General features: G+C 45.3%; 24 protein-coding genes and 1 pseudogene. 16 read left to right on the top strand and 9 right to left on the bottom strand.

The features are described from left to right. Positions 1-308 precede the first annotated feature (308 nt). From FTV42_RS01750 to FTV42_RS01730, 5 genes are read left to right on the top strand one after another with little or no spacing between them, the layout of a single operon-like run. Positions 309-1127: an ABC transporter ATP-binding protein gene (locus tag FTV42_RS01750; protein WP_004645032.1), complete on the top strand. Its 819-nt coding sequence runs from the start codon at positions 309-311 to the stop codon at positions 1125-1127. Further along, a complete protein-coding gene (gene mlaE, locus FTV42_RS01745) occupies positions 1124-1903 on the top strand; it encodes a lipid asymmetry maintenance ABC transporter permease subunit MlaE (protein ID WP_005248230.1) in 780 nt (259 codons plus the stop codon). Before FTV42_RS01750 ends, mlaE begins: the two co-directional genes overlap by 4 nt. Continuing rightward, on the top strand, positions 1903-2580 hold the full coding sequence (locus tag FTV42_RS01740) for an outer membrane lipid asymmetry maintenance protein MlaD (RefSeq protein ID WP_180037203.1): 678 nt from the start codon (positions 1903-1905) through the stop codon (positions 2578-2580). Before mlaE ends, FTV42_RS01740 begins: the two co-directional genes overlap by 1 nt. Positions 2581-2598: 18 nt before the next feature. Then, entirely contained in the window at positions 2599-3237 is a 639-nt protein-coding gene (locus tag FTV42_RS01735; RefSeq protein ID WP_180037202.1) for an ABC transporter substrate-binding protein, read from the top strand. 15 nt (positions 3238-3252) lie between these two features. After that, positions 3253-3543 carry an STAS domain-containing protein gene (locus tag FTV42_RS01730; protein WP_004281528.1) on the top strand — a complete coding sequence of 97 codons (291 nt, stop codon included), beginning with the start codon at positions 3253-3255 and terminating at the stop codon, positions 3541-3543. Between the two features lie 245 nt (positions 3544-3788). Here FTV42_RS01730 and FTV42_RS01725 read toward each other — a convergent pair whose 3' ends face one another. Then, positions 3789-4802 carry a CorA family divalent cation transporter gene (locus FTV42_RS01725; protein ID WP_004732304.1) on the bottom strand — a complete coding sequence of 338 codons (1014 nt, stop codon included), beginning with the start codon at positions 4800-4802 and terminating at the stop codon, positions 3789-3791. Positions 4803-4954: 152 nt separating this feature from the next. On the opposite strand from FTV42_RS01725, the gene FTV42_RS01720 reads away from it, so the two are divergent. Both FTV42_RS01720 and FTV42_RS01715 read left to right on the top strand, forming a co-directional pair. Continuing rightward, the gene (locus FTV42_RS01720) at positions 4955-5545 is read left to right on the top strand and encodes a TIGR00730 family Rossman fold protein (RefSeq protein WP_180037317.1); all 591 of its coding nucleotides are present in this window, start codon (positions 4955-4957) and stop codon (positions 5543-5545) included. A gap of 30 nt (positions 5546-5575) precedes the next feature. Beyond that, on the top strand, positions 5576-5977 hold the full coding sequence (locus FTV42_RS01715) for an NUDIX domain-containing protein (RefSeq protein ID WP_005108590.1): 402 nt from the start codon (positions 5576-5578) through the stop codon (positions 5975-5977). Between the two features lie 4 nt (positions 5978-5981). Here the strand turns inward: FTV42_RS01715 and FTV42_RS01710 are convergent, their stop codons facing one another. Both FTV42_RS01710 and recG read right to left on the bottom strand, forming a co-directional pair. After that, positions 5982-6617: a ComF family protein gene (locus FTV42_RS01710; RefSeq protein WP_005101225.1), complete on the bottom strand. Its 636-nt coding sequence runs from the start codon at positions 6615-6617 to the stop codon at positions 5982-5984. Further along, entirely contained in the window at positions 6604-8649 is a 2046-nt protein-coding gene (gene recG / locus FTV42_RS01705; protein WP_180037201.1) for an ATP-dependent DNA helicase RecG, read from the bottom strand. Before recG ends, FTV42_RS01710 begins: the two co-directional genes overlap by 14 nt. A 33-nt stretch (positions 8650-8682) precedes the next feature. Between recG and FTV42_RS01700 the strand changes: the two genes are divergently transcribed. After that, complete coding sequence (locus tag FTV42_RS01700) at positions 8683-9486, top strand: NAD(P)H-binding protein (protein ID WP_180037200.1); 804 nt, start codon at positions 8683-8685, stop codon at positions 9484-9486. 107 nt (positions 9487-9593) lie between these two features. Here FTV42_RS01700 and plsB read toward each other — a convergent pair whose 3' ends face one another. Beyond that, positions 9594-12161: a glycerol-3-phosphate 1-O-acyltransferase PlsB gene (plsB, locus tag FTV42_RS01695; RefSeq protein ID WP_180037199.1), complete on the bottom strand. Its 2568-nt coding sequence runs from the start codon at positions 12159-12161 to the stop codon at positions 9594-9596. Positions 12162-12445: 284 nt separating this feature from the next. Between plsB and FTV42_RS01690 the strand changes: the two genes are divergently transcribed. Beyond that, positions 12446-13318 (top strand): acyl-CoA thioesterase II, encoded by an 873-nt coding sequence (locus tag FTV42_RS01690; protein ID WP_180037198.1) that lies wholly within the window; start codon positions 12446-12448, stop codon positions 13316-13318. 173 nt (positions 13319-13491) lie between these two features. Beyond that, a complete protein-coding gene (locus tag FTV42_RS01685) occupies positions 13492-14739 on the top strand; it encodes a dicarboxylate/amino acid:cation symporter (protein ID WP_257223370.1) in 1248 nt (415 codons plus the stop codon). Positions 14740-15016: 277 nt separating this feature from the next. Here FTV42_RS01685 and yihA read toward each other — a convergent pair. The 5 genes and pseudogenes from yihA to FTV42_RS01660 all read right to left on the bottom strand — a co-directional run. Further along, positions 15017-15793, bottom strand: a pseudogene (gene yihA / locus FTV42_RS01680) (ribosome biogenesis GTP-binding protein YihA/YsxC); the annotation flags it as partial. Between the two features lie 105 nt (positions 15794-15898). After that, positions 15899-16339 (bottom strand): Rrf2 family transcriptional regulator, encoded by a 441-nt coding sequence (locus FTV42_RS01675; protein ID WP_180037196.1) that lies wholly within the window; start codon positions 16337-16339, stop codon positions 15899-15901. A 97-nt stretch (positions 16340-16436) separates the two neighbouring features. Beyond that, positions 16437-17198, bottom strand: a complete 762-nt coding sequence (locus FTV42_RS01670) for a globin domain-containing protein (protein WP_180037195.1) — start codon at positions 17196-17198, stop codon at positions 16437-16439. A gap of 153 nt (positions 17199-17351) precedes the next feature. Next, complete coding sequence (locus tag FTV42_RS01665) at positions 17352-18902, bottom strand: helicase HerA-like domain-containing protein (protein ID WP_180037194.1); 1551 nt, start codon at positions 18900-18902, stop codon at positions 17352-17354. An 18-nt stretch (positions 18903-18920) separates the two neighbouring features. Then, positions 18921-20123, bottom strand: coding sequence for a PLP-dependent transferase (locus FTV42_RS01660; protein WP_180037193.1), 1203 nt, complete (start codon positions 20121-20123; stop codon positions 18921-18923). Positions 20124-20287: 164 nt separating this feature from the next. On the opposite strand from FTV42_RS01660, the gene FTV42_RS01655 reads away from it, so the two are divergent. The 6 genes from FTV42_RS01655 to rplB all read left to right on the top strand — a co-directional run bounded on the left by FTV42_RS01655 (position 20288) and on the right by rplB (position 24072). Continuing rightward, positions 20288-21022, top strand: coding sequence for a type 1 glutamine amidotransferase (locus tag FTV42_RS01655; RefSeq protein WP_005108602.1), 735 nt, complete (start codon positions 20288-20290; stop codon positions 21020-21022). 272 nt (positions 21023-21294) lie between these two features. Continuing rightward, positions 21295-21606: a 30S ribosomal protein S10 gene (gene rpsJ / locus FTV42_RS01650; RefSeq protein WP_000070912.1), complete on the top strand. Its 312-nt coding sequence runs from the start codon at positions 21295-21297 to the stop codon at positions 21604-21606. A gap of 60 nt (positions 21607-21666) precedes the next feature. Then, entirely contained in the window at positions 21667-22305 is a 639-nt protein-coding gene (gene rplC, locus FTV42_RS01645; RefSeq protein WP_004645054.1) for a 50S ribosomal protein L3, read from the top strand. A gap of 11 nt (positions 22306-22316) precedes the next feature. Then, a complete protein-coding gene (gene rplD / locus FTV42_RS01640) occupies positions 22317-22919 on the top strand; it encodes a 50S ribosomal protein L4 (RefSeq protein ID WP_004281511.1) in 603 nt (200 codons plus the stop codon). Then, positions 22916-23236 carry a 50S ribosomal protein L23 gene (gene rplW, locus FTV42_RS01635; RefSeq protein WP_004281510.1) on the top strand — a complete coding sequence of 107 codons (321 nt, stop codon included), beginning with the start codon at positions 22916-22918 and terminating at the stop codon, positions 23234-23236. Before rplD ends, rplW begins: the two co-directional genes overlap by 4 nt. An 11-nt stretch (positions 23237-23247) precedes the next feature. Beyond that, positions 23248-24072 carry a 50S ribosomal protein L2 gene (gene rplB, locus FTV42_RS01630; RefSeq protein WP_004281509.1) on the top strand — a complete coding sequence of 275 codons (825 nt, stop codon included), beginning with the start codon at positions 23248-23250 and terminating at the stop codon, positions 24070-24072. The last annotated feature ends 10 nt before the right edge of the window (positions 24073-24082 follow it).

The following is a 24082-nucleotide window of genomic DNA, read 5'->3' as shown; positions in this document are numbered from 1 at the left end:
ATTTTGTCAGGGTTATGATAACTATTAATATGAAAAGCTTAGCTCTTCGATCTCAATTGATAGAGGTGTATATGCCATATATCGCATTGACTTTGATTTTATGTAATATTATCTATTATTTATACAGTCTTTTTAATTAATCAATGTACCTGGCTCAAGCTTAAGTGCATATTTTTATTACAAAAAATACGAAATAATCCATTGTTGTCATTTTTTATGATATTAAACCACCTTTTTCAACTGCTAACATTTTGAACTTCGTTCCTTTATAGTATGCATGCTGAAAAAATGCAGGAATAAACTCAGCTATGAAAAATCAAACAGCGCGAGATACTCAATCTCTGATTGAAGTCAAGAATCTGAGCTTCAAGCGGGGTGAGCGCGTGATTTATGACGACGTGAGTTTAAATATTCGTCGTGGGCAGATTACCGCCATTATGGGGCCATCCGGTACTGGTAAAACTACCTTATTAAGATTGATCGGTGGGCAGCTGGTTCCTGAGCACGGTCAGGTTTTATTGGACGGCAAGGATATTGCCACGATGTCACGTTCCGAACTTTTTTCAGCACGTGCACGGATGGGTATGTTGTTTCAGAGCGGTGCTTTGTTTACCGATATGAGCGTGTATGAAAATGTCGCATTTCCGATTCGGGCACATACCAAATTGCCGGAACATCTGATTAAGGAAATCGTGGCACTGAAACTGGAATCAGTCGGTTTACGTGGTGCAGAACAGATGATGCCGTCTGAACTATCCGGTGGTATGAACCGACGCGTGGCTTTGGCCCGCGCGATTGCGCTGGATCCTGAGCTGATCATGTACGATGAACCGTTTGCCGGACAGGATCCGATTGTGATGGGCGTTTTGACTCGTCTGATCCGTTCATTACGTGAAGCACTGGACTTAACCACGATTATTGTCTCGCATGATGTTGCAGAAACTTTATCGATTGCAGACTACATCTATGTGGTGGCAGAAGGCAAAATTCAGGGCGAGGGCACGCCGGCAGAGCTGAAAGCGCATCCATCTGCTTTTGTACAGCAATTCCTGACCGGTTCGGTAGAAGGTCCGGTGGATTATCAGTTTAGTCATCAAGCTTATTTAAGTGATGAGGTTCGTTCATGAATGCAATTGCCGCATTAGGTAGACGCGTTATTGAACGTGTACAGGGGATTGGGGTCGCGACCCTGATGCTGTTGCAGATTTTATTTTCCATGCCGACCTGGCTTGGAGTAAAGCTGTTTGTTTATCAGATGTATCGGGTTGGGGTATTGTCCCTGCTGATTATTGTGGTTTCTGGCCTGTTTATTGGAGCCGTGCTTGGTTTGCAGATGTTTAGCATCTTGTCGACCTTTGGTAGTGAGTCGATGCTGGGAACAGCGGTCGCGCTGACCTTGCTGCGTGAACTGGCACCTGTGGTCGCTGCTTTGCTGTTTGCAGGACGTGCCGGTTCAGCTTTGACTGCGGAAATTGGCCTGATGAAAGCCACTGAACAATTGTCCAGTATGGAAATGATCGGTGTCGATCCATTGAAGCGGGTGATTTCTCCACGTCTTTGGGCAGGGATTTTTAGCTTGCCAATGCTTTCCGTCATCTTTGCTGCAGTTGGCATTATGGGCGGCAAAATGGTCGGGGTGGATTTCCTGGGAGCCGATGAAGGCGCTTATTGGAGCGGCATGGAAAGCAGCGTGCAATTCTATAAAGATGTCTTAAATGGCACCATTATTAAAAGTTTTGTATTCGCATTAATTTGTACCTGGATTGCGGTATACCAAGGCTATGCCTGTGTCCCGACATCGGAAGGTATTGCAACTTCTACAACACGTACAGTCGTGTATTCTTCGCTGTGCGTTTTAGGTTTTGACTTTGTGTTGACTGCGGTCATGTTCGGAGGTGTTTAATGAAATCACGTACTAGTGAGCTGGCCGTTGGTGTTTTTGTTATTTTGTTTGGTATTGCCTTATTTTTCCTAGCAATGCGTGTCAGTGGTCTGGTCGGACACAATATTTCCGACAGCTATAAAATGACAGCGACTTTTGAAAATGTAAATGGGATTAAGCCGCGTGCCAAAGTGGCATTGAGTGGTGTGAAAGTGGGACAAGTGGATGACATTACCCTGGATCCAGTCACGCGTCTGGCGACCGTGCATATGACCCTGGATGGCTCATTGACCTCGTTTAATGCTGAACAGTTAAAGCAGGTTCAGCAGGAAGCACTGGAAGAGTTACGTTATAGTTCGGACTATACTGCGGCTGCACCTGCGCAACAAAAAGACATGGAAAAACAACTGTTAGATAACATGAACTCCATCACCAATATTGATGAAGATGCTTATATTATGGTAGCGACCAATGGGTTGTTGGGTGAAAAATACCTGAAAATTATTCCAGGTGGTGGTCTGAACTATTTGAAACGCGGTGATCAGATTGCCAATACCCAAGGCACCATGGAAATTGAAGATTTAGTGACGAAATTCATTACTGGCGGTGCCGGTAAATCGTCGGATAGTCAAGAAACTGCCCCAGAACAGGCGACAGTTTCAGAATCGACTGATGCAGAACCTGTATTTGTTGAATAATAGATTGAGGAGATTTCAGTGAAGACTTTAGTAAAACAAACGCTTGCAGCAAGCATTCTTTCAACAATGATTGCTGGTACAGTGTTTGCTGCACCGTCTGAAGCACCACCTGTTTTTATTAAAAAAGTGGCAGATGGTTTGATTGAGCGCCTCAAAGCTGATAACGCAAAATTGCAGAACAATCCAGCGCTGGTAAAAGCGATTGTCCGCCAGAATCTGGATCCATACATTGATTCACAGTCTTTCACGCGTATTGTGATGGGGACTTATGCGACGAACCAGTATAGTACTGCTGCACAGCGCGCGCAGTTTGAAAAGAATTTCCGTGAAACGCTCATTGAAAATTATGGTTCTGCATTTTCCAAGTTCAGCAATCAGACCTATACCGTGCGTCCGTACAAGGCCAGCAATAGCAAAAATCCTGTTGTAACCATCGACTTTAATAATAAAGGCGAGAAAATTCCAGTGGCGTTCCAGCTGGTGGACAAAGGTTCACAATGGAAAATCCGCAACATCAACGTATCGGGTATCGATCTAGGTTTGCAATTCCGTAACCAGTTTGCTGCGACAGTCAAACGTAATGGCGGTAATATAGATAAAGCCATTGCTAACTTCAAACCGGATGCAGAAGCTGCAATCGACAAGAACAAGAAATAATCAGATAGGTGAGCCGTGATTGTATTCAAGGATCAGGAATTGCAGGTTTCAGGCAAGATTGACTATGCCAATGCGCAGGACTATTACCTAAATGGTCTGCGTGTGGTTCAGTCACAGAGCAAGTTTCCGCTTGTGGTTAATCTAGCTGGGCTTGAAAGTGGTAGTACTTTGGCTTTGGCAGTATTGGTGCGCTGGTTGCGCCAGACGCCTCAAGCGCAAGGACTACAGTTTAAAGCTGTCCCTGCTAAAATGATGAATATCATTCAGGCCTGTCATTTACAGGATGATTTACAGATCATTCAGTAAATAAAAAAAGCACCGAAAGGTGCTTTTTTTTTATTGTTGACACATTTTAAAAGTAAAGTCCTTCCTTTATCAAAAGGACGTTAGGAAGGATTAAAATATGACCTCACTCTAACCCTCTCCTAAAAGGAGAGGGAACTTCCTCTCTAAATTTATGGATAGAAATGATATTTTTAAAAACTACTATCTCAATAAATATTGGAAGTCCTCTCTCCCTATGGGAGAGAGTTAGAGAGAGGGTGAAGAAATTAAATCCACTTCTTCCATCTAAAGTAAATCAATGGCCCGATCAAAAAGCCGATCAAAATAATACTGACCATAATGAAGCTCATGGAGCCTTGTGCAAAAGGCAGAACTTCGGTATTCATGCCATAAATACTGGCAATGAGCATCGGCGGTGCAAGCATACTTGGCAGGATCGAGAATCGACGAATCGTATCGTTCTGTTCCGTGTTAATGAATCCGGACGTGGTATCGAGCAGGAAGCGCACTTTCTGGAACAGGAAGGCATCATGCTCCACCAGCGAGCGCACATCTTCACTGAGTTCTCGGATATCCGCATCATAAATATGACTGCCCAAGGCGCGTGGACGAGACAGGAAAGTCAGAACACGACGTAAATCGATCAGACAGAGCTGCGCTTTACCAAGCATATCTTCCAGTTGAGCTAGCCGGGTAATCATGTCATCCAGATCGAGAATCTGCTCGCGATGGCGGTTATTCAACACTTCAGTTGAATATTTCTCTAAATCTTTATGTACATCTTCCAGAATGTCGGCCAGCTCATCCAGTTTGGCTTCGAGCAGGCCCAATAAAATCCAGGTCGGATCTTTATAATCGATTTCATAATCATTGCGGCGCGCACGGGCACGGAAGGCACGAAAGGCCACCAGCTTTTCGCCACGCAAGGTAAAAAGACGGTCCTTATGCAGAATGAATGCTACGGTTTGTACCGTCGCCAGCATGCTGGATTCATCTTCGTTTTCATTCTCGACCTGATAGTTTTTATTTTTGGTTAAAAAATAGGTGCTGATATGCAAAATACCGTCATCATCACGGTAAAATCGGGCACTAGAGGAGATATCTTCCAGCGATTTTAAGGTCGGTAAGTTTTGCGCATAGGCATCTAGAATCCATTGCTGCTCTTCTTGTGAAGGTGCAATCAGATCAAGCCATACTAAATCTGGATGCAGGTCGAAATCACCATTAATCGTGATATCTTCTAAGCTACCGCGCTCTGTGGCGTAAAAGGCTTCAAGCATGCTGTCTTTTCTCCCTGGCGCAGTATGTGAATTGGAATGGGTGTATTTTAGACAAGGAATTGAATAAAAACACTGATATTAAGCAGTTATTTTTGGAAAAAGCGCGCTTGCAGCGATTTCGTACAATATAGCGTCAATTGGAGAGTGAAATGATGAATTCTATTGCAATTTTTTGTGGTTCAGCACTGGGCTCGGATCCTCTCTATGCCCAGATTGCCGAAAAGGTTGGCCAAACCTTGGCAGCAAGGCATCAGACGCTGGTCTATGGCGGTGGTCGCTCCGGTTTAATGGGCATTGTTGCTGATAGTGCTTTGGCTGCTGGTGGCAAGGTGATTGGTGTAATTCCAAGACAGCTGGTCAATCGTGAACTGGCGCATCCGCATATTACCGAGCTATTTGTGGTCGATAATATGCATGAACGTAAAACCCGCATGTCGGAACTGGCCCAGGGATTTATTGCCATTCCGGGTGGTGCCGGAACCCTAGAGGAAATTTTTGAACAATGGACCTGGGCACAGTTGGGAATTCATAAAAAGCCTTGTGCTTTTTTAAATGTAGATGGTTTCTATGATGATTTACTCAAATTTATCTATATGACGATTGAGAAAGGTTTTACCAAAGCGCGCTTTAGCGATGCTTTAATTGTGAGTGATAATCTGGATGATATTTTGCGCCAGTTTGAAAGTTATCAGCCGCCTGAAGCGAAATGGGGTATGGTCGATCAGACCGATCTTGTAAAATAAGCTGTCCACAGCATGATTTGTAGAAAATAAATGAACGTGATTACGGTGGCTGCAGCCATTATTTTAAATGAAGCGCAGCAACTGCTGGTGGTTCGCAAAAAAGGGACATCCTGCTTTATGCAGGTTGGTGGCAAGCTGGAGCCAAATGAAGCACCAGAAGCAACGATGTTGCGTGAAATTCAGGAAGAAATTGGCACACAGGCGCAGATTCAGCAATTCATTGGGCGTTTTGAAACCCAGACGGCAAATGAACCTGATCATCAACTGGTGAGTTATGTCTATTGGGTAAGTCTAGATCAAGCGCCAAAAATTGAAGCGGAAATTGCCGAAATGAAATGGGTCGATCTGGATGAAAAAGAGCTACGACTCGCACCCTTGACCACTGAAATTGTGATTCCTTGGGTGAAGTCGCAGTTACTCGCCCAAGCTTAAATTTTCAGATTTGAGCACCTGCCAGACAGGCTGCATAAACTTTTTGACAGCCCAGTTGTTCAAGTGTTTGGCTCAGTGCTCGAATCGAGCTGCCGGTCGTCACCACATCATCAATAATCAGCACCCGACGGTAACGCAGCTTGGAAATGGTACTGATCTGGAATTGTGATTGGATGTCTTCAATCCGCTCCAGCCGGCTTAGGCCCTTTTGCGAGTGTTGTTTCATTCGTCGAACAGGTTGCCAGATGGGTACATTCAACTGTTTTGCCACATGTTTGGCCAGCACTAGAGATTGATTATAACCGCGCTCAGCCAGACGCTCATTCGAGATCGGCATCGGTACTATCGCACTGACTTTAGGTAGGTCTAAACTTAACAGCACACCTGCCAGTAAATTTTGCAAATGCAGCTTCTGTTCATATTTAAACAGTTGAATCAGCCGGTCCATCGGGTAAGCATAGTCGCAGGCAATCTGGAACTGCATTTCCTGCCGTTGAATGGTTTGATGTGCCCAGGGTAATTGTCGCCAGCAATCTTCACAGACTGAATGAATGGACTGATGATCGGTCAGACAGAGCTGGCAGGGCTGTAAGCGAGTCAGCCAGGATTTTCCATGTTGCAGTAATTTAAACATAGGCATAGCGCGGTGCTTCCGGTAGCCAGCGTTGCAATAATGCTTCGGCCTGATCGGGATAATCCTTGAGCATCTGCTGAGCCACATAATGTGCCTGATTGAGCAGGTGATCATCACGTTCAAGTTTGGCCACACGGAAATTCATGTCCCCGGTCTGTTTGGTCCCGAGCAGCTCACCCGGGCCACGTAACTCCAGATCTTTCTCGGCAATCATAAAACCATCATTGGTTTCGCGCATGATTCTTAAACGTTCCTGACCATTTTGCGAAAGTGGATGCTTATACAGCAGGGCACAGAAGCTGGCTTTGGCGCCACGACCGACCCGGCCACGTAGCTGATGCAATTGAGATAGACCTAGACGCTCGGCATTTTCAATCACCATAATGGAGGCATTGGGTACATCGACGCCGACTTCGATCACGGTGGTGGCAATCAGGAGCTGTAATTCATTATTTTTAAACTGCTGCATTACCGCCTGTTTTTCATCGGCTTTCATCTTGCCATGTACCAGTCCGATATTCAGCGCAGGAAAGCGCTCGCGAATTTCGGCAAAGGTCGCTTCTGCAGCTTGGGCATCTAAAGTTTCGGACTGTTCTACCAGTGTACACACCCAGTAGGCCTGCTTGCCTTCAGCACAGTTGCTGGCAATCCGTTGCAAGACTTCTTCGCGCCGGTCTAATGGAATGGTCACGGTCTGAATCGGGGTACGGCCCGGCGGCAGCTCGTCAATCACAGAGGTATCCAGATCACCATAGGCAGACATGGCCAGTGTGCGTGGAATCGGAGTCGCAGTCATCACCAGTTGATGCGGTGACATACCATCTAGCCCTTTATTTCTGAGAGCAAGGCGCTGATCCACACCAAAGCGATGCTGCTCATCAATAATCACCAGACCCAGTTTGGCAAACTCGACATTTTCCTGAAACAGCGCATGGGTGCCGATGACCAGATGGGCACTTCCGTCCCGAATCAGCTGTTCTGCTGCTGCGCGAGCTTTACCTTTCTGCTTGCCGGAAAGCCAGGCTACATTTAAGCCCAAAGGCTCAAACCAGCGTTTAAAGTTCAGATAATGCTGCTCGGCCAGAATCTCGGTCGGTGCCATCAACGCCACTTGCCAGCCTTCTTCCAGTGCATGGCAGGCCGCGACACCGGCCACCAGTGTTTTACCCGCGCCGACATCGCCCTGAACCAGACGCAACATCGGTTTATTGGTTCTTAAATCCTGTGCAATTTCTCTGGATACACGTTTTTGCGCACCGGTCATTTCAAAAGCCAGACTGGCTAAAAGCTGTTTGGCATAGGTCTGACTTGGCGCAAATGAAGGCGCTTCGACCTGCTGAATGAAGGCCCGACGTGTCAATAAACTGATCTGATGCGCTACCAGTTCTTCAAAGATCAGGCGCTGCTGTGCAGGATGTGAGCCTTGTGCCAGCTGCAGCATATTGGCATTGACTGGTGGATGATGGATATATTCCAGTGCCTGTTTCAGCGCATAACCATTACTAAATTTTGCTGGTAGCAGTTCAGGCAGATGATCGCTGTATTGAGCCAAGGCCTGCTGAATATAGTCCCGTATTTTGGGTTGGGTCAGGCCTTCAGTCGCCGGATAAATTGCCGTGAGCTGGGTTTGAGGTAAAGGTGTGTCCTCAGTAATGACTTGCAGTTCGGGATGATACATTTCCAGACCGCGCGCACCAACCCGCACTTCACCAAAAATTCTTAAACGGTTACCCAGTTTGCAGCGGTCAGTAATGCCTTTATAAATATGATAAAAACGTAAAGTGACTTTGCCAAAATCATCATCTAGCAGCACAGCCATGGATTTGCGTTTGCCAGGGGGGAAATCCACACCTTTAACGATGCCTTCCAGCAGATAGCTGCGTCCCACGCTCAATTGATTCATAGGAATGATCGTGCTACGGTCTTCATAGTCACGTGGTAGATGAAAAAGCAAATCATCAGTATTGAAGATATTTAGTTTTTCGAGTAATGCAGCGGCGGCATTGCCAACGCCTTGTAACTGATGGACTGCAGCCATGTCCCCTCAACCAGATTTGTGATTCGGTGCTCAATGCATATTTTATTTATCGGTTATGGTAAAACATCCCGACGTGTGGCTAAACAACTATTTGAGCAAGGTCATCAAATTAGCACAATTAGCCAGAGTCCCAAAACAGATTCATTCGCAACTCATCTGATTCAGGATGTGCATCAACTGGATTTAACAGCAGTTCCTCCGATTGACTGGGTCTATGTATTACTTAGTCCAAAACAAAGTACGGTCGAAGGCTATCAGCAGACTTATCTGGATTCGGTTCAACCTATTGTGGCTGCCTTGAAACAGCATCCGGTGAAGCGGATTATGGTGGTGTCATCGACACGAGGGTATGGGCAAAATTCCGGTGAAATCGTAGATGACGAAACTGAAATTCACCCGAATGATACTCAGGGCAAAATCTTGCAGCAGATGGAGCAGGCTTATTTCACTGCTTATCCTGAGCAATCTACCATCATTCGTCCGAGCGGCATTTACGGTACTTCAGTAATACGCCTGCAGAAAATGGCCGCCTCGATGACGAGTTATCCTAATCTGCACTGGTCCAACCGGATTCATATTGAAGATTTATCACGTTTCTTATCACATATGATTCACGTGGAACATCCTGAAAGGTCTTATATTGTGACTGATAACCGGCCAAAATTAATGCATGAAATATTGCAATGGTTCCAACAACAGATGGGACTTCCTTTGCTGCAAGTAGAAAGCGAGCAGGTGACAGGTAAGAAACTTTATGCGACTCGAATGCAGAAAATGGGATTTGAGTTAGAGCATCCAGATTGTTATGAGGATTATTTGGAGTTAATGAAAAAATAAATCCAGTAGATTGAAGTTCTTCCTCCCTCTGGGAGGAGGTTAGGAGGAGGGCTTTTTGAAATTACCTCTCCCTAGCCCTCTCCTGAAAGGAGAGGGAATAAAAAGCCTTACTTCTTTTTCCGCTTCGCGCGTTTCTTGGCTTGTTCAGCCGCAACTGCATCCAAAGCTTCTTTCAACTCTTCATCCGTAAAGTCGGTGATGTGATGCAGCATCTGCAACTTCACTTCATCCAGTACCAAATCTGCATACTGCGCCACATTGGTCAGCTGTTCATCAAAAACAATCGCATTGTCTTCATTGGTACATAGATAACCTTTTTGGGTTAATACCTTAATAAAGCTTTGGAATAAGGCTTTATCGAAGAACTCTGGCGAGTTGAACTCGTACAGCACAGACAGGCGCTGACCGACCAGATAACTGAGCTCTTCAACCTGACGGGTCGAGATATTGCCAGAACCACGCTGGGTAATCAGTGCCAAAGTCATGTAATAACGTTCCAGACTTTGAGTCACAGGTGCAGCCAGAACTTCGAGCTGATGATGCGCTTCCGTATTCGGTGCAGGTGCAATCAGGTTTTCGCCATCTTGCGTGATCAGTTTCGAGGCAATTAAGCTATCAATATGGGCATTGACCTGATTTTGAATCTCATCTTCATGCCATTTTAAAAATAGCTCAGCTTTGAGGAACGGATATAGGGTGCTGCTGATATTGATCACATCATGACGGCGGATGGTGCCGTTATGTTCAGTCAGGGCTGCAATCAGGGATGGCAATATAAAAGTATGCACAATATTATTACGGAAGTAAGTTAGCAGAACCGCCTGATTATCCTCAATCGCAATAATATCTCCCAGTACATGCTTCACCCGTTTGATCAGTTTCAGCTTCATTGCATAGGCAATTATTTCTTTGCCTGACAGCGGTGTAACCTGCATGCGTTCATCATAAGGCAGGGCGGTGAGCAAGGTGCGATAGGTATCCAGCTGTTTGATACAGATTTCTTCATCCAGCGTATGTTTTGGCGTGGCCAGCAAGATTAAAGATAATAACGATACCGGATTGATCACGACTGCACTGTTAATATTTTCCAGAATAGCCTGTGCAGAGCTATTCACCGCGTCAGAAACCGCTTGTGGAACCGGATCATCGTTCTTTTCGATCTTGATATTTTCTGCACCATGCTGTTTCAGGATATCATCCAGAAATACCGGTTTACCAAAGTTCAGGTGCACCTTGCCAAAAATACGTTCAATCTTGCGCAGGGTTTTCAAAATACCAAAAATAGACTCGGCTTCTTTTGGCTTACCACTCATCTCACCGACATAGGTACCACCTTCCATTAGGCGTTCATAGCCGATATAGGTCGGTACAAATACAATCGGTTTGGACTTGCCACGTAAATGACCATGCACGGTCATTGCCAGCATCCCGGTTTTTGGCGGTAGCAAACGACCGGTACGTGAACGGCCCCCTTCAATAAAATATTCTAGCGGGGTATTACGTGACAGGACGCTATACAGATATTCTTTAAACACCGTAGTATAGAGCGCGTTGCCGCGGAAAGTACGGCGAATAAAGAAAGCGCCACCACCACGTAAAATCTGACCGACAAAAGGCATATTGAGGTTATCGCCCGCAGCAATATACGGCACCATCAAGCCACGGCGATAGATCACATAAGACAATAATAAATAGTCAATGTGACTGCGGTGACATGGGGTATAGACAATTTCATAATCCTTGGCCAATTCACGCACGGTACTGAAATTATGGACTTCTACGCCGTCATAAAGCTGGGTCCATAAGCGGGTCAGCGCTTTATCGGCAAAACGTACAGTAGAATGAGAATAATCGGAAACGATTTCGTTCAGATAACCGATGGCACGACGTTCAGATTCCAGCATCGAGATTTTGCTACGAATACTGTCATTGCGAATCGCTGCCTGTACATCGGGTGATTTGATCAGACCGTGCATGACATTGCGACGGTCAGACAGATCCGGTCCAAGAATCACTTCGCGCTGACCATCCAGATAATCATTTAAAGTGCTGACAATATAAGTCGCCGGCGCTGAATTTGGATGCGTTTCTTTGGCATAGTCAATCATGGCACGTAACGACTGTGGCTCATGAAACTCTAAATAAGACTGACGACCATGCAGGCCGATATTGACCAGTTGCTTGACCCGGCTTGGTGTAGACCAGGTATCGGTAAACAGCAGTTTAAACCAGGAATCTTCTTTTTCCGGTTCGCGTCCCCAAAGCACGGTCACCGGTACCAGTTCGACATCCAGCTCAGGATGTTGCTCCAGGATTTCAATCAAGCGTAACAGGCGCGGTGGAAACGCATGTGGCGGTGAACTCAGCAGGTTGTTTTCATCATGATGCTGTAAAAACAGTAGCGATGCTTTTTCCTTGTTGTTCCCGAGTTGCATTGGATCAAGTGCAGCCGGCAGTTTTAAGCGGCGCGTTTCTGCATCGACCACCAGTGCATTACTGCGCGAATGGTTCTGTAAAACGTAGCAGACCAGCTTTCGCGAGTCTGTTGCAGTCTGATCAGATTCAGGCGCTGTCACTTCACTTGGTACTTCCCCAAGAACATGAGGGGTAACCACAAGATCAAGTAACTTACTTGAAAGCTTGCGATACATTTGACCAAAGCCATTCTTGGACATAGCTACTCCTAATTTTACTGACCAGAACCACAGGACTTCTGAGGGGGATTTATTTTGCTGGTTTCTAAAGCGAAACCATATATCTTTTTTTAACAACTTCAGCAGAAGTGCTTCAATTTTAGCGTGAAAGCAGGTGCTTTTCCTAGTCACTTATGACATCAGTATGACAGAACAGTCATGCAAACTTTAGAGTTTCGTTCTGATTTTGTGGCAGAATATTCCAGATTCGTTATTTAGATCTGTTTTTCCATTTTGGGATATCTCCAATATTACGTAGGTTGCTTATGAATGCCTTAACACAGGAACTGGTCGAGCTGCTCAGCTTAGAAAAGTTAGAAGAAAACATTTTCCGGGGAATCAGCCGGAATCTGGTAGGCAAGCGCGTATTTGGCGGTCAGGTTTTGGGGCAGGCACTCCGCGCAGCCTCTTATACTACAGACCGTCCGGCGCATTCATTACATGCCTATTTCCTGTTTGGTGGTGATGTCAATGCACCCATTATTTATGAAGTAGAACGGATCCGTGACGGTAAAAGCTTTATCAGTCGCCAGGTTCGTGCAATTCAGCATGGCCGGACTATTTTCATGTGTATGGTGTCTTTTGCAGAGCCGGAAGAAGGTTTGAATTATCAGATTTCAGAGCCTGAATATCCGCCAGCAGGAAGCCTGAAAAATGAAGCAGAACTGATCAAACAAATGATCGAGTTTATTCCGGAAAATGTCCGTGCGTCTTTCACCCGTGATCGTCATGTGGAAATTCGCCCGGTCAATCCGCAAAATCCATTCCAGCCTCAACCTGAAGCACCGTCTTATGCGCACTATATCCGTACGCATGACCGTATTGCTGCAGAAGTTGATCAGATCTCTTTGCATCAGGCCATTGCTGCTTTCTATTCCGACTTTACCTTGATGACCACGGCGCTTCGTCCACATGGTCTGAGCTATATCTCGCCAAGTTTACAATGTGCCAGTATTGACCATGCCATGTACTTCCATAAACCGTTCCGTGCAGATGAATGGATGCTTTACGATATGGATGCTACCCAAAGTGCCAGTTCACGCGGTCTAAATTTTGGCCGGATGTGGCAAAATGGCGAGCTGGTCTGCAGTACCTCTCAAGAAGGTCTGATCCGCTTACGTGAAATCGAAACACAGTAATTTTTTTCTTTCTCAAAAAGCCGAATCTCAGATTCGGTTTTTTGTTTTTAAGCTGGATGAAAATAGCCATTTGATGTCATGCTTCAACCATGCGTTTATAAAATATTACTCGATTCTATAGACACTGCATGGCATAGTGCGGCTTAAGATCAATATTAAAAATGCATGAAAAGATGAGCTTAAATACGCAAATTTTAATTGCCGCCGTATTGGGGGTGCTGTTTGGATTTCTACTGACGATATTTCCACAAACCCCATTTTTTGATATCAGCTTATATGGCATCGGTATCGTCAGCAGCATTTTTATTGGCTTATTAAAAATGCTGTTAGTGCCGCTGATTTTTAGCTCGATTGTGGTCGGCGTATCCAATCTGCAGGCGGGTGGGCAACTGAGCCGAACCTGGAAAATTACTCTGATGTGTTGTGTGACTACCACTACTTTGGCACTCATTTTAGGTCTGGCGTGTGCGCATCTGTTTGATGTCGGTAAGGGTGTCGATGTACTGATGTTCCAGGATGCCATGGCGCAACATCAAACACCGGACACGCTCACGCCATCTTCTTTCTTTACCAACTTTATTCAAAATACCCTGATCAATCCGTTTAAAGCCTTTGCCGATGGCAATGTCTTGGCGGTGGTAGTCTTTGCGCTATTTGTTGGTGTAGCACTGGTCGCAGGGGGAGATAAATTCCGTACTGTACGCAAGCTGAGTCACCAGTTTTTCGAGATCATGATGTTAATGATTGGCTGGGTGATGAAACTGGCACCGCTGGGTATTTTTGCCTTATTGGCCAAATTAATTGCCACTGAAGATGTTTCAGTTCTCAGCCGTCTGGCTGAATTTGCTGCGGTGGTTACCGGCACGACAATTTTTCATGGCATCGTGGTCTTGCCTTTATTGCTATGGATTTTCGGCAAGATGAATCCGGTTACCTTCTTTAAAGGTACACGTGCTGCCTTGATTACAGCCTTTGCTACCAGTTCCAGTTCGGCGACCATGCCCCTGTCAATGAAATGTGCGCAGGAAAATCTGGGTGTGCGTCCGCATACGGCAGGTTTTGTGATTCCACTTGGTACACAGTTGAATATGGATGGTACTGCGCTGTATGAAGCGGCAGCAGCATTATTTATTGCCAATTTAATGGGGCTGGATCTGAGTCTGGGGCAGCAACTGGTGGTCTGTGCAACTGCGATGATTGCATCCTTAGGTGCACCGGGAATTCCGAGTGCCGGTATGGTGACCATGATTATGGTCTTGCAATCGGTTGGTTTACCTGCCGAGGCGATTGCCATTCTTTTACCGATCGACCGTTTACTGGATACCGTACGTACAGTGGTGAATGTTCAGGGAGATATGATGATCAGCGTGGTGGTGGACCGGCATACGCGTGAACCCGATCTTCAAGCTACAGATAGCTAAAACATTTAAAAAAATAAAAAAAAGCAGGTATTTGACCTGCTTTTTTATTTGTACGTTGAGTTTTAATAAATCAAGAATGATCACAGATCATTTAGGTGACATGGTCTTAATCCGCTGAACGCTTATTCTGATTTAGCTCATCTGCCGCTTTAAGCTCGGATTGATCCTGCTCAAGCAATTCCAGCGGTTCTTCAGCTTCATTTAAATCATGAGTCGATACTTCAGCATGCTCAGAATCAGTTTCACTAAGCTCGAGCTCTTCAAGCGGTTCATCAGATTCATTCAAATCATGAGCCGATGCTTCCGGAATGCTGTCCAGATCATATTCAGATGCTTGATCTAAGGTAAAGTTCAAACGGCCACCCATGACGCTGGCCAGTTCTTCTAAACCTTGTTTGTTCATGGAGGAAAACAGTTGAATCGAGAAATCCAGCTTCATCTTTTTCAATGCCGCTTTGACTTCCTGCAAGGCTTTGGATGCAGGACCACGGTTTAGTTTGTCAGATTTGGTCAATAACACATGTACGAACAACTGGCGGGAATAAGCCCATTCCAGCATCATTACATCAAAGTGTTGCAGGGGATGACGGATATCCATCAACAATACCAGGCCTTGCAAGCTTTGACGGTGAATCAGGTAATTTTCCAGTTCTTTTTGCCAGACCAGTTTCATTTTTTCAGGCACAGCCGCATAACCATAACCGGGTAAGTCGACCAGACGCTGATCCGGATTACCCAGGCTGAAAAAGTTGATCATCTGGGTACGGCCAGGTTTTTTCGATGCACGTGCCAACTGTTTCTGGTTGGTCAGGGCATTAATCGCACTAGACTTACCCGCATTCGAGCGGCCGGCAAAAGCAATTTCATAGCCTGTATCTTCTACACAAAGACTGAGTTTGGGTGCACTCATTAAAAATTCGGCTTTGCGTAGCCAGTTGAGTGCGCGCACAGAATATTCAGTAATGGCAGAATCAACTTTTTTCTCGTAGCTGATTTTTTGCTTAGGCGCATGGGCTGTCTTACTGTTTTTGGATTTTCCTCTGCTGTGGTGCATAACTCAACTTCAATAAATGATCTACAATGAAACATTATAAAGGAAGTCGCACAGGCAAGCGAACTTTGCCGCAAGAATAAGTCACAAGACATGACCCGGAAGACTTTAAAGATTAATCAGGCCGATCGGAGAATTTGTACTGAAACGCGCATTTCGTGGCGTAATCACATCTTTAACTACATATTGATCCAGACTGCTATAAAACTGTTCCACTGCATCATCTAAAATGCCTTTTAAACCACAGGTCGGACGTAATACGCAGGGTGGGCTATTGCATTCCACTACATTGCTGTCGCGTTGTAGAATCCGCACAATCTGTCCCAGCTGGAGGTTCAGGCTTGCCGGATTTAAACGTATGCCACCACCTTTACCACGTGTGGTGATCAGCCAGTCCTGTTTCGCCATAAAATGCACGATTTTCATAGCATGATTTTGTGAAACCTGCAAGCGCTCGGCAAGTTCTGCAATGGTATAAGGGAGATCACGTGGCTGTGCGACATACATCAGGATCCGAAGCGCATAGTCAGTGAATTTATTGAGTTGCATAACGTCAACAGCTAGAAAATGAAAGAATTGAATGTTAAAAGCTCCACGAATGGAGCTTTTAATCAGAATCTGATGCTAGTCTAAACCGTTTTTGCAATTAAAGCTTGAGCGGGGCAGACACTTCAACTACATCACCAACTTTGTAGTGGTCGATCAGTGTCTGTGCAACCGAGAATGCGGTTGGATTTTCTTCCGCTTTCACAGTAATTTGATATTGCTCGTTTTGAGCCTGATCAAAGCTAAACTGTTGTGGTTGACGAATGTGCTGTTCAGGCACCTGTACACGTACTGAAATATGTTCACCGGCTTCAGCACTTGCAATCGCTGCACCATCTTTAGCTTTAAGTGTAAAGATTTTACCTGCGTCGGTATCATTGACTGCTGCTACTTCAAATTCGCGCCAGCCCGCCCAGCCACCATTTTCAGAAGCTAGAGTGGCATATTTAGATTTTTCCACACCAATCAAAATATCTGCCAGTTGCATATACGCTTCTTTCCAGGCTGCAATCAGGTCTGAGTCCATGGGTACATCTAAAACTTCGCTGATCGAGTGCAACAGATTCTCACCGACAATCGCATATTGATCCGGTTGAATATCCAGGCTGACATGTTTAGTGGTAATGCGTTCGATGGCTTTGGTCAAAACGCCCGGATTGGTAATGTTTTCGGCATAGGCAAGTACTGCGGCAGCCAAGGCACGTGGTTGACGGCCAGTACTTTGATGATCCATGTTGAAGGTGTTTTTCAACTCTGGATGGTTTTTCAGCATGCGGTTATAGAAATACGTGGTAAGTGCTACGCCGTTTTCACGTAAAACAGGAACAGTCGCTTGTACAAGTTCAATATGTTGTGGAGTCATGAGAGCCGTCTACAGGTGTTTTTTAAAAGATGTATTTAAATTACATCTTTTAAAATGGCTTTACAATAGCGCATAGTCATAAAACCATAAAAAAATTACGGGATATAAAAATATCCCATAAAAAGTGTGATGATGATCGGAAAAGGAGGGGGATTATTTGCGGCCAAACAGCGAACCCAGTAAGCCGCGCACAATTTTCTGCCCAGTACTCCCGCCCAGGCTACGGGCAGCACTTTTGGCAAAGGTGCCGACAATATCCTGAGTCAGTTTTTCTCGTTGCTTGGCTGCGCGTTCAGCTTCTTTTTGCTGTTCTCGTGCCAGACGTTCCTGTTCTTTAATTTGCTGCTTGGCAAGAGCTTCCTGTTCCTTGCTTTGCTGTTTGGCAAGTTCGGCGGCCTGAGCCTGTTGCTGGCGTTCTGCGACCTTGTTTTGCAGCATTTCATGGGCGCTATCCCGATCGACTGGCTGCTCATAAATACCGGCGACAATACTTTGCTGCATGAGAGCCTTGCGTTCTTCAAGCGAGATCGGTGTAAAGGATGAATGCGGCGGCATGACCCAGCCACGCTCTACTATTTGCGGAATGCCTTTTTCATCCAGGCAGCTAATTAGGGCTTCACCGACAGCAAGTTCGGTAATCACCTGATCGACTTTAAATTCAGGATTGGCTCGAAAAGTCTCTGCTGCGGTTTTCACTGCTTTTTGATCTTTGGGAGTGAAAGCCCGCAAAGCATGTTGAACCCGATTGCCGAGCTGGCCTAAGACACTTTCAGGTAAGTCCAACGGATTTTGCGTGACAAAATAAATCCCTACACCTTTCGAGCGAATTAGACGCACCACCTGCTCAATTTTTTCTTGCAGGGCAGGGCTGGCATTATCAAATAAGAGATGGGCTTCATCAAAGAAAAACACCAGTTTAGGTTTGTCCAGATCGCCGACTTCGGGAAGCTGTTCAAACAGCTCGGAGAGCATCCAGAGTAAGAACGTGGCATATAGCTTAGGCGTATTCATCAGCTTGTCAGCCGCCAACAAATTGATATTGCCACGTCCTTGACTATCCGTCTGCAAAAAGTCCATCAGATCCAGCGCCGGCTCGCCAAAAAACTGGTCACCGCCTTGGTCAGCCAGTGCTAACAAATTACGTTGAATCGCACCGAGACTGGCGGGTGAAAGATTGCCATATTCAGCTTTAAAGTCAGCCGCATGCTCAGAGACATAACTCAGCATCGCTTTCAGATCTTTAAAGTCGATCAGCAATAAACCCTGATCATCGGCAATCCGAAACACGGCAGATAAAACGCCTTCCTGGGTGTCATTCAGATTCAGTATTTGCGCCAGCAGCAGCGGGCCAATTTCAGAAATGGTAGTGCGAATCGGATAACCCTGTTCGCCAAATAAATCCCAAAACACCACTGGTGAGGCTGCAAAAGGAATGGACTCGATATTGAGACTTTTAATCCGTTCATCAAACTTGGGGCTGCTTTCACCTGCTTTGGCCAGGCTGGACACATCGCCTTTGGCATCGGCGAGGAATACAGGTACACCAATTCGAGAAAAGCTCTCCGCCAATACTTTTAAAGTCACAGTCTTTCCGGTACCAGTGGCACCTGCAATCAAGCCATGTCGATTGGCAAGTTGGGAATGCAGCACAATATCCTGTGTGGTATCCGCAGTTTTTTTAGCAATAACAATTGGTCTACCCATAGCTTTTCCTGTTATTTATTATTCGTTTTTAAGTTTTTTCATTTGTTCTAGTGCATGCTGAATATCTTGAATCAAATCTTCCGGATATTCCAGTCCAATACAGAAACGAACCAGCAAGCCGTCTTTTAAGTGTGAATGTTCCAGCACACGCATGTCTTTTAAGTTATATAGCATGACCAGACTGACAGGGCCACCCCAACTAAAGCCAAGCTTAAACAGTTTTAAGCTATCACAGAAATTCCGGATATCCTGCATTACGTATGTGCTGTCAAAGATCACGCTGACCAGGCCGGCACTATCACCTTGCTTGCAAATTTCTTTCCAGTACTGATGGCCTGCACTGTCCGGATCTGAAGGATGAAGTACTTGCACAAACTCGGTTTGCTGTTTAAGCCATGTCATTAATGTAAGCGCACTGTTGGATTGATGTTGATATCGCAGTTGCATCGAAGCCAGACTGCGTTGTATCTGTGCCACATCATCACCAGAAACACTAATGCCCTGAATGGCATGCGCACGGAACAGTTTGTGATGCAGGGTCTTATCTCGCGTAACCACTGAGCCCATCAGGATATCACCACCGCCGCTTGGATATTTGGTCAGTGCATGTACCGTCATATCTACACTTAAATGCTCTTCACTAAAATCAAAGGCATCAAAAGCCAGACCTGCGCCCCAGGTATTATCCAGTGCCGTCAGAATATGATGTGCCTGGGCTTTTTTCACCAAACCAGCCAGATCCGGGAATTCCAGAGTGACTGAGCCAGCAGCCTCGAGCCAGATCAGTTTGGCTTTATCTGTAGGCTGAAACGTATCAAGCTCTATGGGATTGTAGACCTTAACCGTAATTCCATAACGCTTTTCCAGATTGCGTAAATGCTCCATGTTTGGACCATAGATATTGTCAGCCACCCAAACTTCATCGCCTTGGCTTAAAAAGCAAGAATTCACGAGATTAATCGCGGATAAACCACTCGGTGCGAGCAGGTGATACAAGCCACCTTCGAGCTGGGCGATGTTATCGCCCAGCGTAAAGGTTGTAGGCGTGCCATGCGTGCCATAACTATAGTCATAGTCATCGGTCCAATGGCGATTAAACAGGGCATCGGTATTGTTAAAGATAATGGTCGATGCACGATAGAGGGGAGGCTGAATGGTAGAAATCGCTTGAGGAGCCTTTCGTGGTGCATGAATCAGGCGAGTTTGAGAGTCTTGTTTCACGTGAATGCGCTCAAATGTAATCAAATATTACTCTAGCTTAAGAGAATCTGTGACTCACTGCCAGTTACGTTGTGAATTGTTTAAAAACAACAAGTCTTATAAAAAGTTGGCTTCATTTTTGCAAAACCTAAATCTATATAGCTAAAAAAAATAGGTTGAGGAGCATGAAATCGCATTTAAAAGTGCATTATTTTCAGCATATTGCTGGTGAAGGTTTTGGTAGTTGTTATGAATTTTTAAAGCAGCATCAGGCGCACATTACAGCGACTGAATTTTTTGCTTTACCCGTCGATCGACCTTTGGAGATCGAGGCGCTGCCTGCAGTGGAAGAGGTGGATTTGCTGATCATTATGGGTGGTACCATGAGTGTGAATGATGAAGCGAATTTCCCTTGGTTAAAAATAGAAAAACGCTGGTTGCGTCGCTATCTTTCGCATGGTAAACCGGCAATTGGCCTGTGTCTGGGTGGGCAGTTGATTGCAAATGCTTTGGGTGCAGGTGTTAGTCGCAATCCAGAACAAGAATTGGGGTGGACCACGGTGCACAGAGTGGCGAATCTACCAGAGACGTGTTTTAGCCTGCCGGAGCAGTTTAATATTCTGCAATGGCACAATGAAACATTTGAATTGCCCAAAGGTGCAGTCCATCTGGCAGAAAATGAAGCCTGTCGTAATCAGATGTACCAGTTGGGCAGAAATGTATTGGGCTTCCAGTTTCATCCTGAAATCACGCCGGAAACCCTGGCATTGTTTTTGGAAAATGAAGAAGAGCTTGCGCAATTTTCAGGAAAATATGTGCAAAATTTATTTGAATTAAAAAAAACTACGAAGCAAAAATTTATTGAAGGAAATCAGATGTTAAATCGTGCTATAGAATATGTTTTGGCAAAAACTGCCTAATATTTAAACAATAAACTATTGTTTTAAGTCATAAATTGAAAACTTGGATAAAACCATAAAAGAGATTTGCTTATGCATTAAACAATGGCTATAATAAGCGACCCTTCAATAGGAAGGGGGTTAACTGCGAATAAAGTAGTTAACTATCGTTACAGTCGTGGCATCGATCATGACCTTAGTGATATTTCACTGCTCTTGACACTTGCCCATATAAAGTGGGGTGAGATGCGTCAAGAGTGATTCTTTATATATTTGGCTTGGAGTTTACTGGTATGTCTAACCAGAGAATTCGTATCCGTCTTAAGTCTTTTGATCATCGCCTGATTGATCAATCAGCTCAAGAAATCGTAGAAACCGCAAAACGTACTGGTGCACAAGTGTGTGGTCCAATTCCAATGCCAACACGCATTGAACGTTTTAACGTTTTAACATCACCACACGTAAACAAAGACGCGCGTGACCAGTACGAAATCCGTACTTACAAGCGTTTGATCGACATCGTTCAACCTACAGACAAAACTGTAGATGCATTGATGAAGTTAGATCTTGCAGCTGGTGTTGATGTTCAGATCGCATTGGGTTAAGGCTTTCGGGTTAATTAACACTCTAAGTTAATTAGGCCGCTTTTTTAGAGGTTTATGCACATGGCTATTGGTTTAGTCGGTCGCAAGTGCGGTATGACACGTATCTTTACAGATGCTGGTGTTTCTGTGCCTGTTACAGTGATTGAGGTTGATCCTAACCGCATCACTCAAATCAAAACGCTTGAAACTGATGGTTATCAAGCGATTCAAATCACTACTGGTGAACGTCGCGAATCTCGCGTAACTAACGCTCAGAAAGGCCACTTCGCGAAAGCGGGTGTTGCAGCTGGTCGTCTAGTTCAAGAATTCCGTGCTACAGAAGCTGATCTTGAAGGTCGTGAAGTTGGTGGTACGCTTACCGTTGAATTGTTCCAAGTTGGTCAAGTTGTTGACGTAACTGGTCAATCTAAAGGTAAAGGTTTCCAAGGTGGTGTTAAGCGTTGGAACTTCCGTACGCAAGATGCAACTCACGGTAACTCAGTTTCTCACCGTGTTTTAGGTTCTACTGGTCAAAACCAGACTCCTGGTCGCGTATTCAAAGGCAAAAAAATGGCTGGCCATTTAGGTGCTGAACGCGTAACTACACAGGGTCTTGAGATCGTTGCTATCGACACAGAACGTTCAGTTCTAGTTGTTAAAGGCGCGGTTCCTGGTGCTACTGGTGGCGACGTAATCGTTCGTCCTACGATCAAGGCCTGAGGGGAAATAACGTGAATTTAAATACTGTTTCCGGCTCTGCTGTTGAATTATCAGAAGTTGCGTTCGGTCGTGAATTTAATGAAGCTCTTGTTCACCAAGTGGTTACAGCTTATTTAGCTGGTGGCCGTCAAGGTTCAAAAGCTCAGAAATCACGTGCAGACGTTTCTGGCGGTGGTCGCAAGCCATTCCGTCAAAAAGGTACTGGCCGCGCTCGTGCTGGTTCTATTCGTAGCCCAATCTGGGTTGGCGGTGGTAAAACTTTTGCTGCTCGTCCACAAGACTGGTCTCAAAAAGTAAACCGTAAAATGTACCGCGGTGCTATGCAATGCATCCTAGCTGAACTTGTTCGTCAAGATCGCCTAGTTTTAGTTGAAGAGTTTGCTGTTGCAGCTCCAAAAACTAAAGAATTGCTTGCAAAACTTAACGACTTGAATGCGACTCGCGCATTGATCGTTACTGATGCTGTTGATGAGAACCTGTATCTTGCTGCGCGCAACATTCCACACGTTGATGTGGTTGATGCTGCTGCAATCGATCCGGTTAGCTTGATTGCGTTCGACAAAGTTGTTATGTCTGTAGCTGCTGCTAAGAAAATTGAGGTAGAACTCGGATGAACAACGAACGTATCTATCAAGTCCTGCAAGGACCTGTATTCTCAGAAAAAGCACAAGTTTTAGGTGAAACTGCTGGTGTTCAAGTGTTTAAAGTTGCATTAAATGCAAACAAGCTTGAAATCAAAAAAGCAGTGGAACAACTCTTTGGTGTGGAAGTTGTTAAAGTTAACACGACTATCACTAAAGGTAAGTCTAAACGCTTTGGTAAAACATTAGGACGTCGTTCTGATGTTAAAAAAGCATACGTCACCCTGAAAGCTGGCCAAGATGTTGAAATGGCTGACTTGGGCGATACCGCTGAAAGCACAGCGGAATAAGGACGAGAATTATGCCTATTCAAAAATGTAAGCCAACGTCTCCAGGACGTCGCTTTGTAGAGAAAGTGGTTCATGATCACCTTCACAAAGGCGCACCATACTCTCCGTTGGTTGAAGCTAAAAAACGTACTGGCGGCCGTAATAACAACGGTCACATCACGACTCGTCACGTTGGTGGCGGTCACAAGCAGCACTACCGTCTAGTTGACTTTAAACGTAACAAAGATGGTATTCCTGCAACTGTAGAGCGTATCGAATACGATCCTAACCGTACTGCACACATTGCACTTGTATTGTATGCTGACGGTGAGCGTCGTTATATCATCGCTCCTAAAGGCCTTCGCGCTGGCGATAAAGTACAGTCTGGTAACGATGCTCCAATTCGTCCAGGTAACTGCTTGCCGCTTCGCAACATGCCTATCGGTTCTACTCTTCACAACATCGAACTTAAAATCGGTAAAGGCGCGCAGTTAGCTCGTTCAGCTGGTACTTCAGTTCAGCTGTTGGGTCGTGACGGTTCTTACGCTATCGTTCGTCTGCGTTCAGGCGAGATGCGTAAAATTCACGTTGAATGCCGTGCTGTGTTAGGTGAAGTATCTAACTCAGAAAGCAACCTTCGTTCACTAGGTAAAGCTGGTGCATCACGCTGGCGTGGTGTTCGTCCTACCGTTCGTGGTATGGCGATGAACCCAGTTGACCATCCACATGGTGGTGGTGAAGGGCGTAACAAAGGTATTCAACCTGTAAGCCCATGGGGTCAAAAAGCTAAAGGGTACAAGACACGTACCAATAAGCGTACGACTAAGATGATTATTCGCGACCGTCGCGTTAAGTAACAAGTAAAGG

The organism is Acinetobacter sp. YH16052 (assembly GCF_013417155.1).
In the GTDB taxonomy this organism is placed as follows: domain Bacteria; phylum Pseudomonadota; class Gammaproteobacteria; order Pseudomonadales; family Moraxellaceae; genus Acinetobacter.
Note: the sequence above shows the minus strand (reverse complement) of the source record. Positions and strands in the feature narration are given on the sequence as shown.

What these genes read in the sequence shown, in the direction of transcription:
- FTV42_RS01750 (WP_004645032.1), top strand. Translation starts at nt 309, where the DNA reads ATGAAAAATCAAACAGCGCGAGATACTCAATCTCTGATTGAAGTCAAG.
- mlaE (WP_005248230.1), top strand. Translation starts at nt 1,124, where the DNA reads ATGAATGCAATTGCCGCATTAGGTAGACGCGTTATTGAACGTGTACAG.
- FTV42_RS01740 (WP_180037203.1), top strand. Translation starts at nt 1,903, where the DNA reads ATGAAATCACGTACTAGTGAGCTGGCCGTTGGTGTTTTTGTTATTTTG.
- FTV42_RS01725 (WP_004732304.1), bottom strand. Translation starts at nt 4,802, where the DNA reads ATGCTTGAAGCCTTTTACGCCACAGAGCGCGGTAGCTTAGAAGATATC.
- FTV42_RS01720 (WP_180037317.1), top strand. Translation starts at nt 4,955, where the DNA reads ATGAATTCTATTGCAATTTTTTGTGGTTCAGCACTGGGCTCGGATCCT.
- FTV42_RS01715 (WP_005108590.1), top strand. Translation starts at nt 5,576, where the DNA reads ATGAACGTGATTACGGTGGCTGCAGCCATTATTTTAAATGAAGCGCAG.
- FTV42_RS01710 (WP_005101225.1), bottom strand. Translation starts at nt 6,617, where the DNA reads ATGCCTATGTTTAAATTACTGCAACATGGAAAATCCTGGCTGACTCGC.
- recG (WP_180037201.1), bottom strand. Translation starts at nt 8,649, where the DNA reads ATGGCTGCAGTCCATCAGTTACAAGGCGTTGGCAATGCCGCCGCTGCA.
- FTV42_RS01700 (WP_180037200.1), top strand. Translation starts at nt 8,683, where the DNA reads ATGCATATTTTATTTATCGGTTATGGTAAAACATCCCGACGTGTGGCT.
- plsB (WP_180037199.1), bottom strand. Translation starts at nt 12,161, where the DNA reads ATGTCCAAGAATGGCTTTGGTCAAATGTATCGCAAGCTTTCAAGTAAG.
- FTV42_RS01690 (WP_180037198.1), top strand. Translation starts at nt 12,446, where the DNA reads ATGAATGCCTTAACACAGGAACTGGTCGAGCTGCTCAGCTTAGAAAAG.
- FTV42_RS01685 (WP_257223370.1), top strand. Translation starts at nt 13,492, where the DNA reads ATGAGCTTAAATACGCAAATTTTAATTGCCGCCGTATTGGGGGTGCTG.
- FTV42_RS01675 (WP_180037196.1), bottom strand. Translation starts at nt 16,339, where the DNA reads ATGCAACTCAATAAATTCACTGACTATGCGCTTCGGATCCTGATGTAT.
- FTV42_RS01670 (WP_180037195.1), bottom strand. Translation starts at nt 17,198, where the DNA reads ATGACTCCACAACATATTGAACTTGTACAAGCGACTGTTCCTGTTTTA.
- FTV42_RS01665 (WP_180037194.1), bottom strand. Translation starts at nt 18,902, where the DNA reads ATGGGTAGACCAATTGTTATTGCTAAAAAAACTGCGGATACCACACAG.
- FTV42_RS01655 (WP_005108602.1), top strand. Translation starts at nt 20,288, where the DNA reads ATGAAATCGCATTTAAAAGTGCATTATTTTCAGCATATTGCTGGTGAA.
- rpsJ (WP_000070912.1), top strand. Translation starts at nt 21,295, where the DNA reads ATGTCTAACCAGAGAATTCGTATCCGTCTTAAGTCTTTTGATCATCGC.
- rplC (WP_004645054.1), top strand. Translation starts at nt 21,667, where the DNA reads ATGGCTATTGGTTTAGTCGGTCGCAAGTGCGGTATGACACGTATCTTT.
- rplW (WP_004281510.1), top strand. Translation starts at nt 22,916, where the DNA reads ATGAACAACGAACGTATCTATCAAGTCCTGCAAGGACCTGTATTCTCA.
- rplB (WP_004281509.1), top strand. Translation starts at nt 23,248, where the DNA reads ATGCCTATTCAAAAATGTAAGCCAACGTCTCCAGGACGTCGCTTTGTA.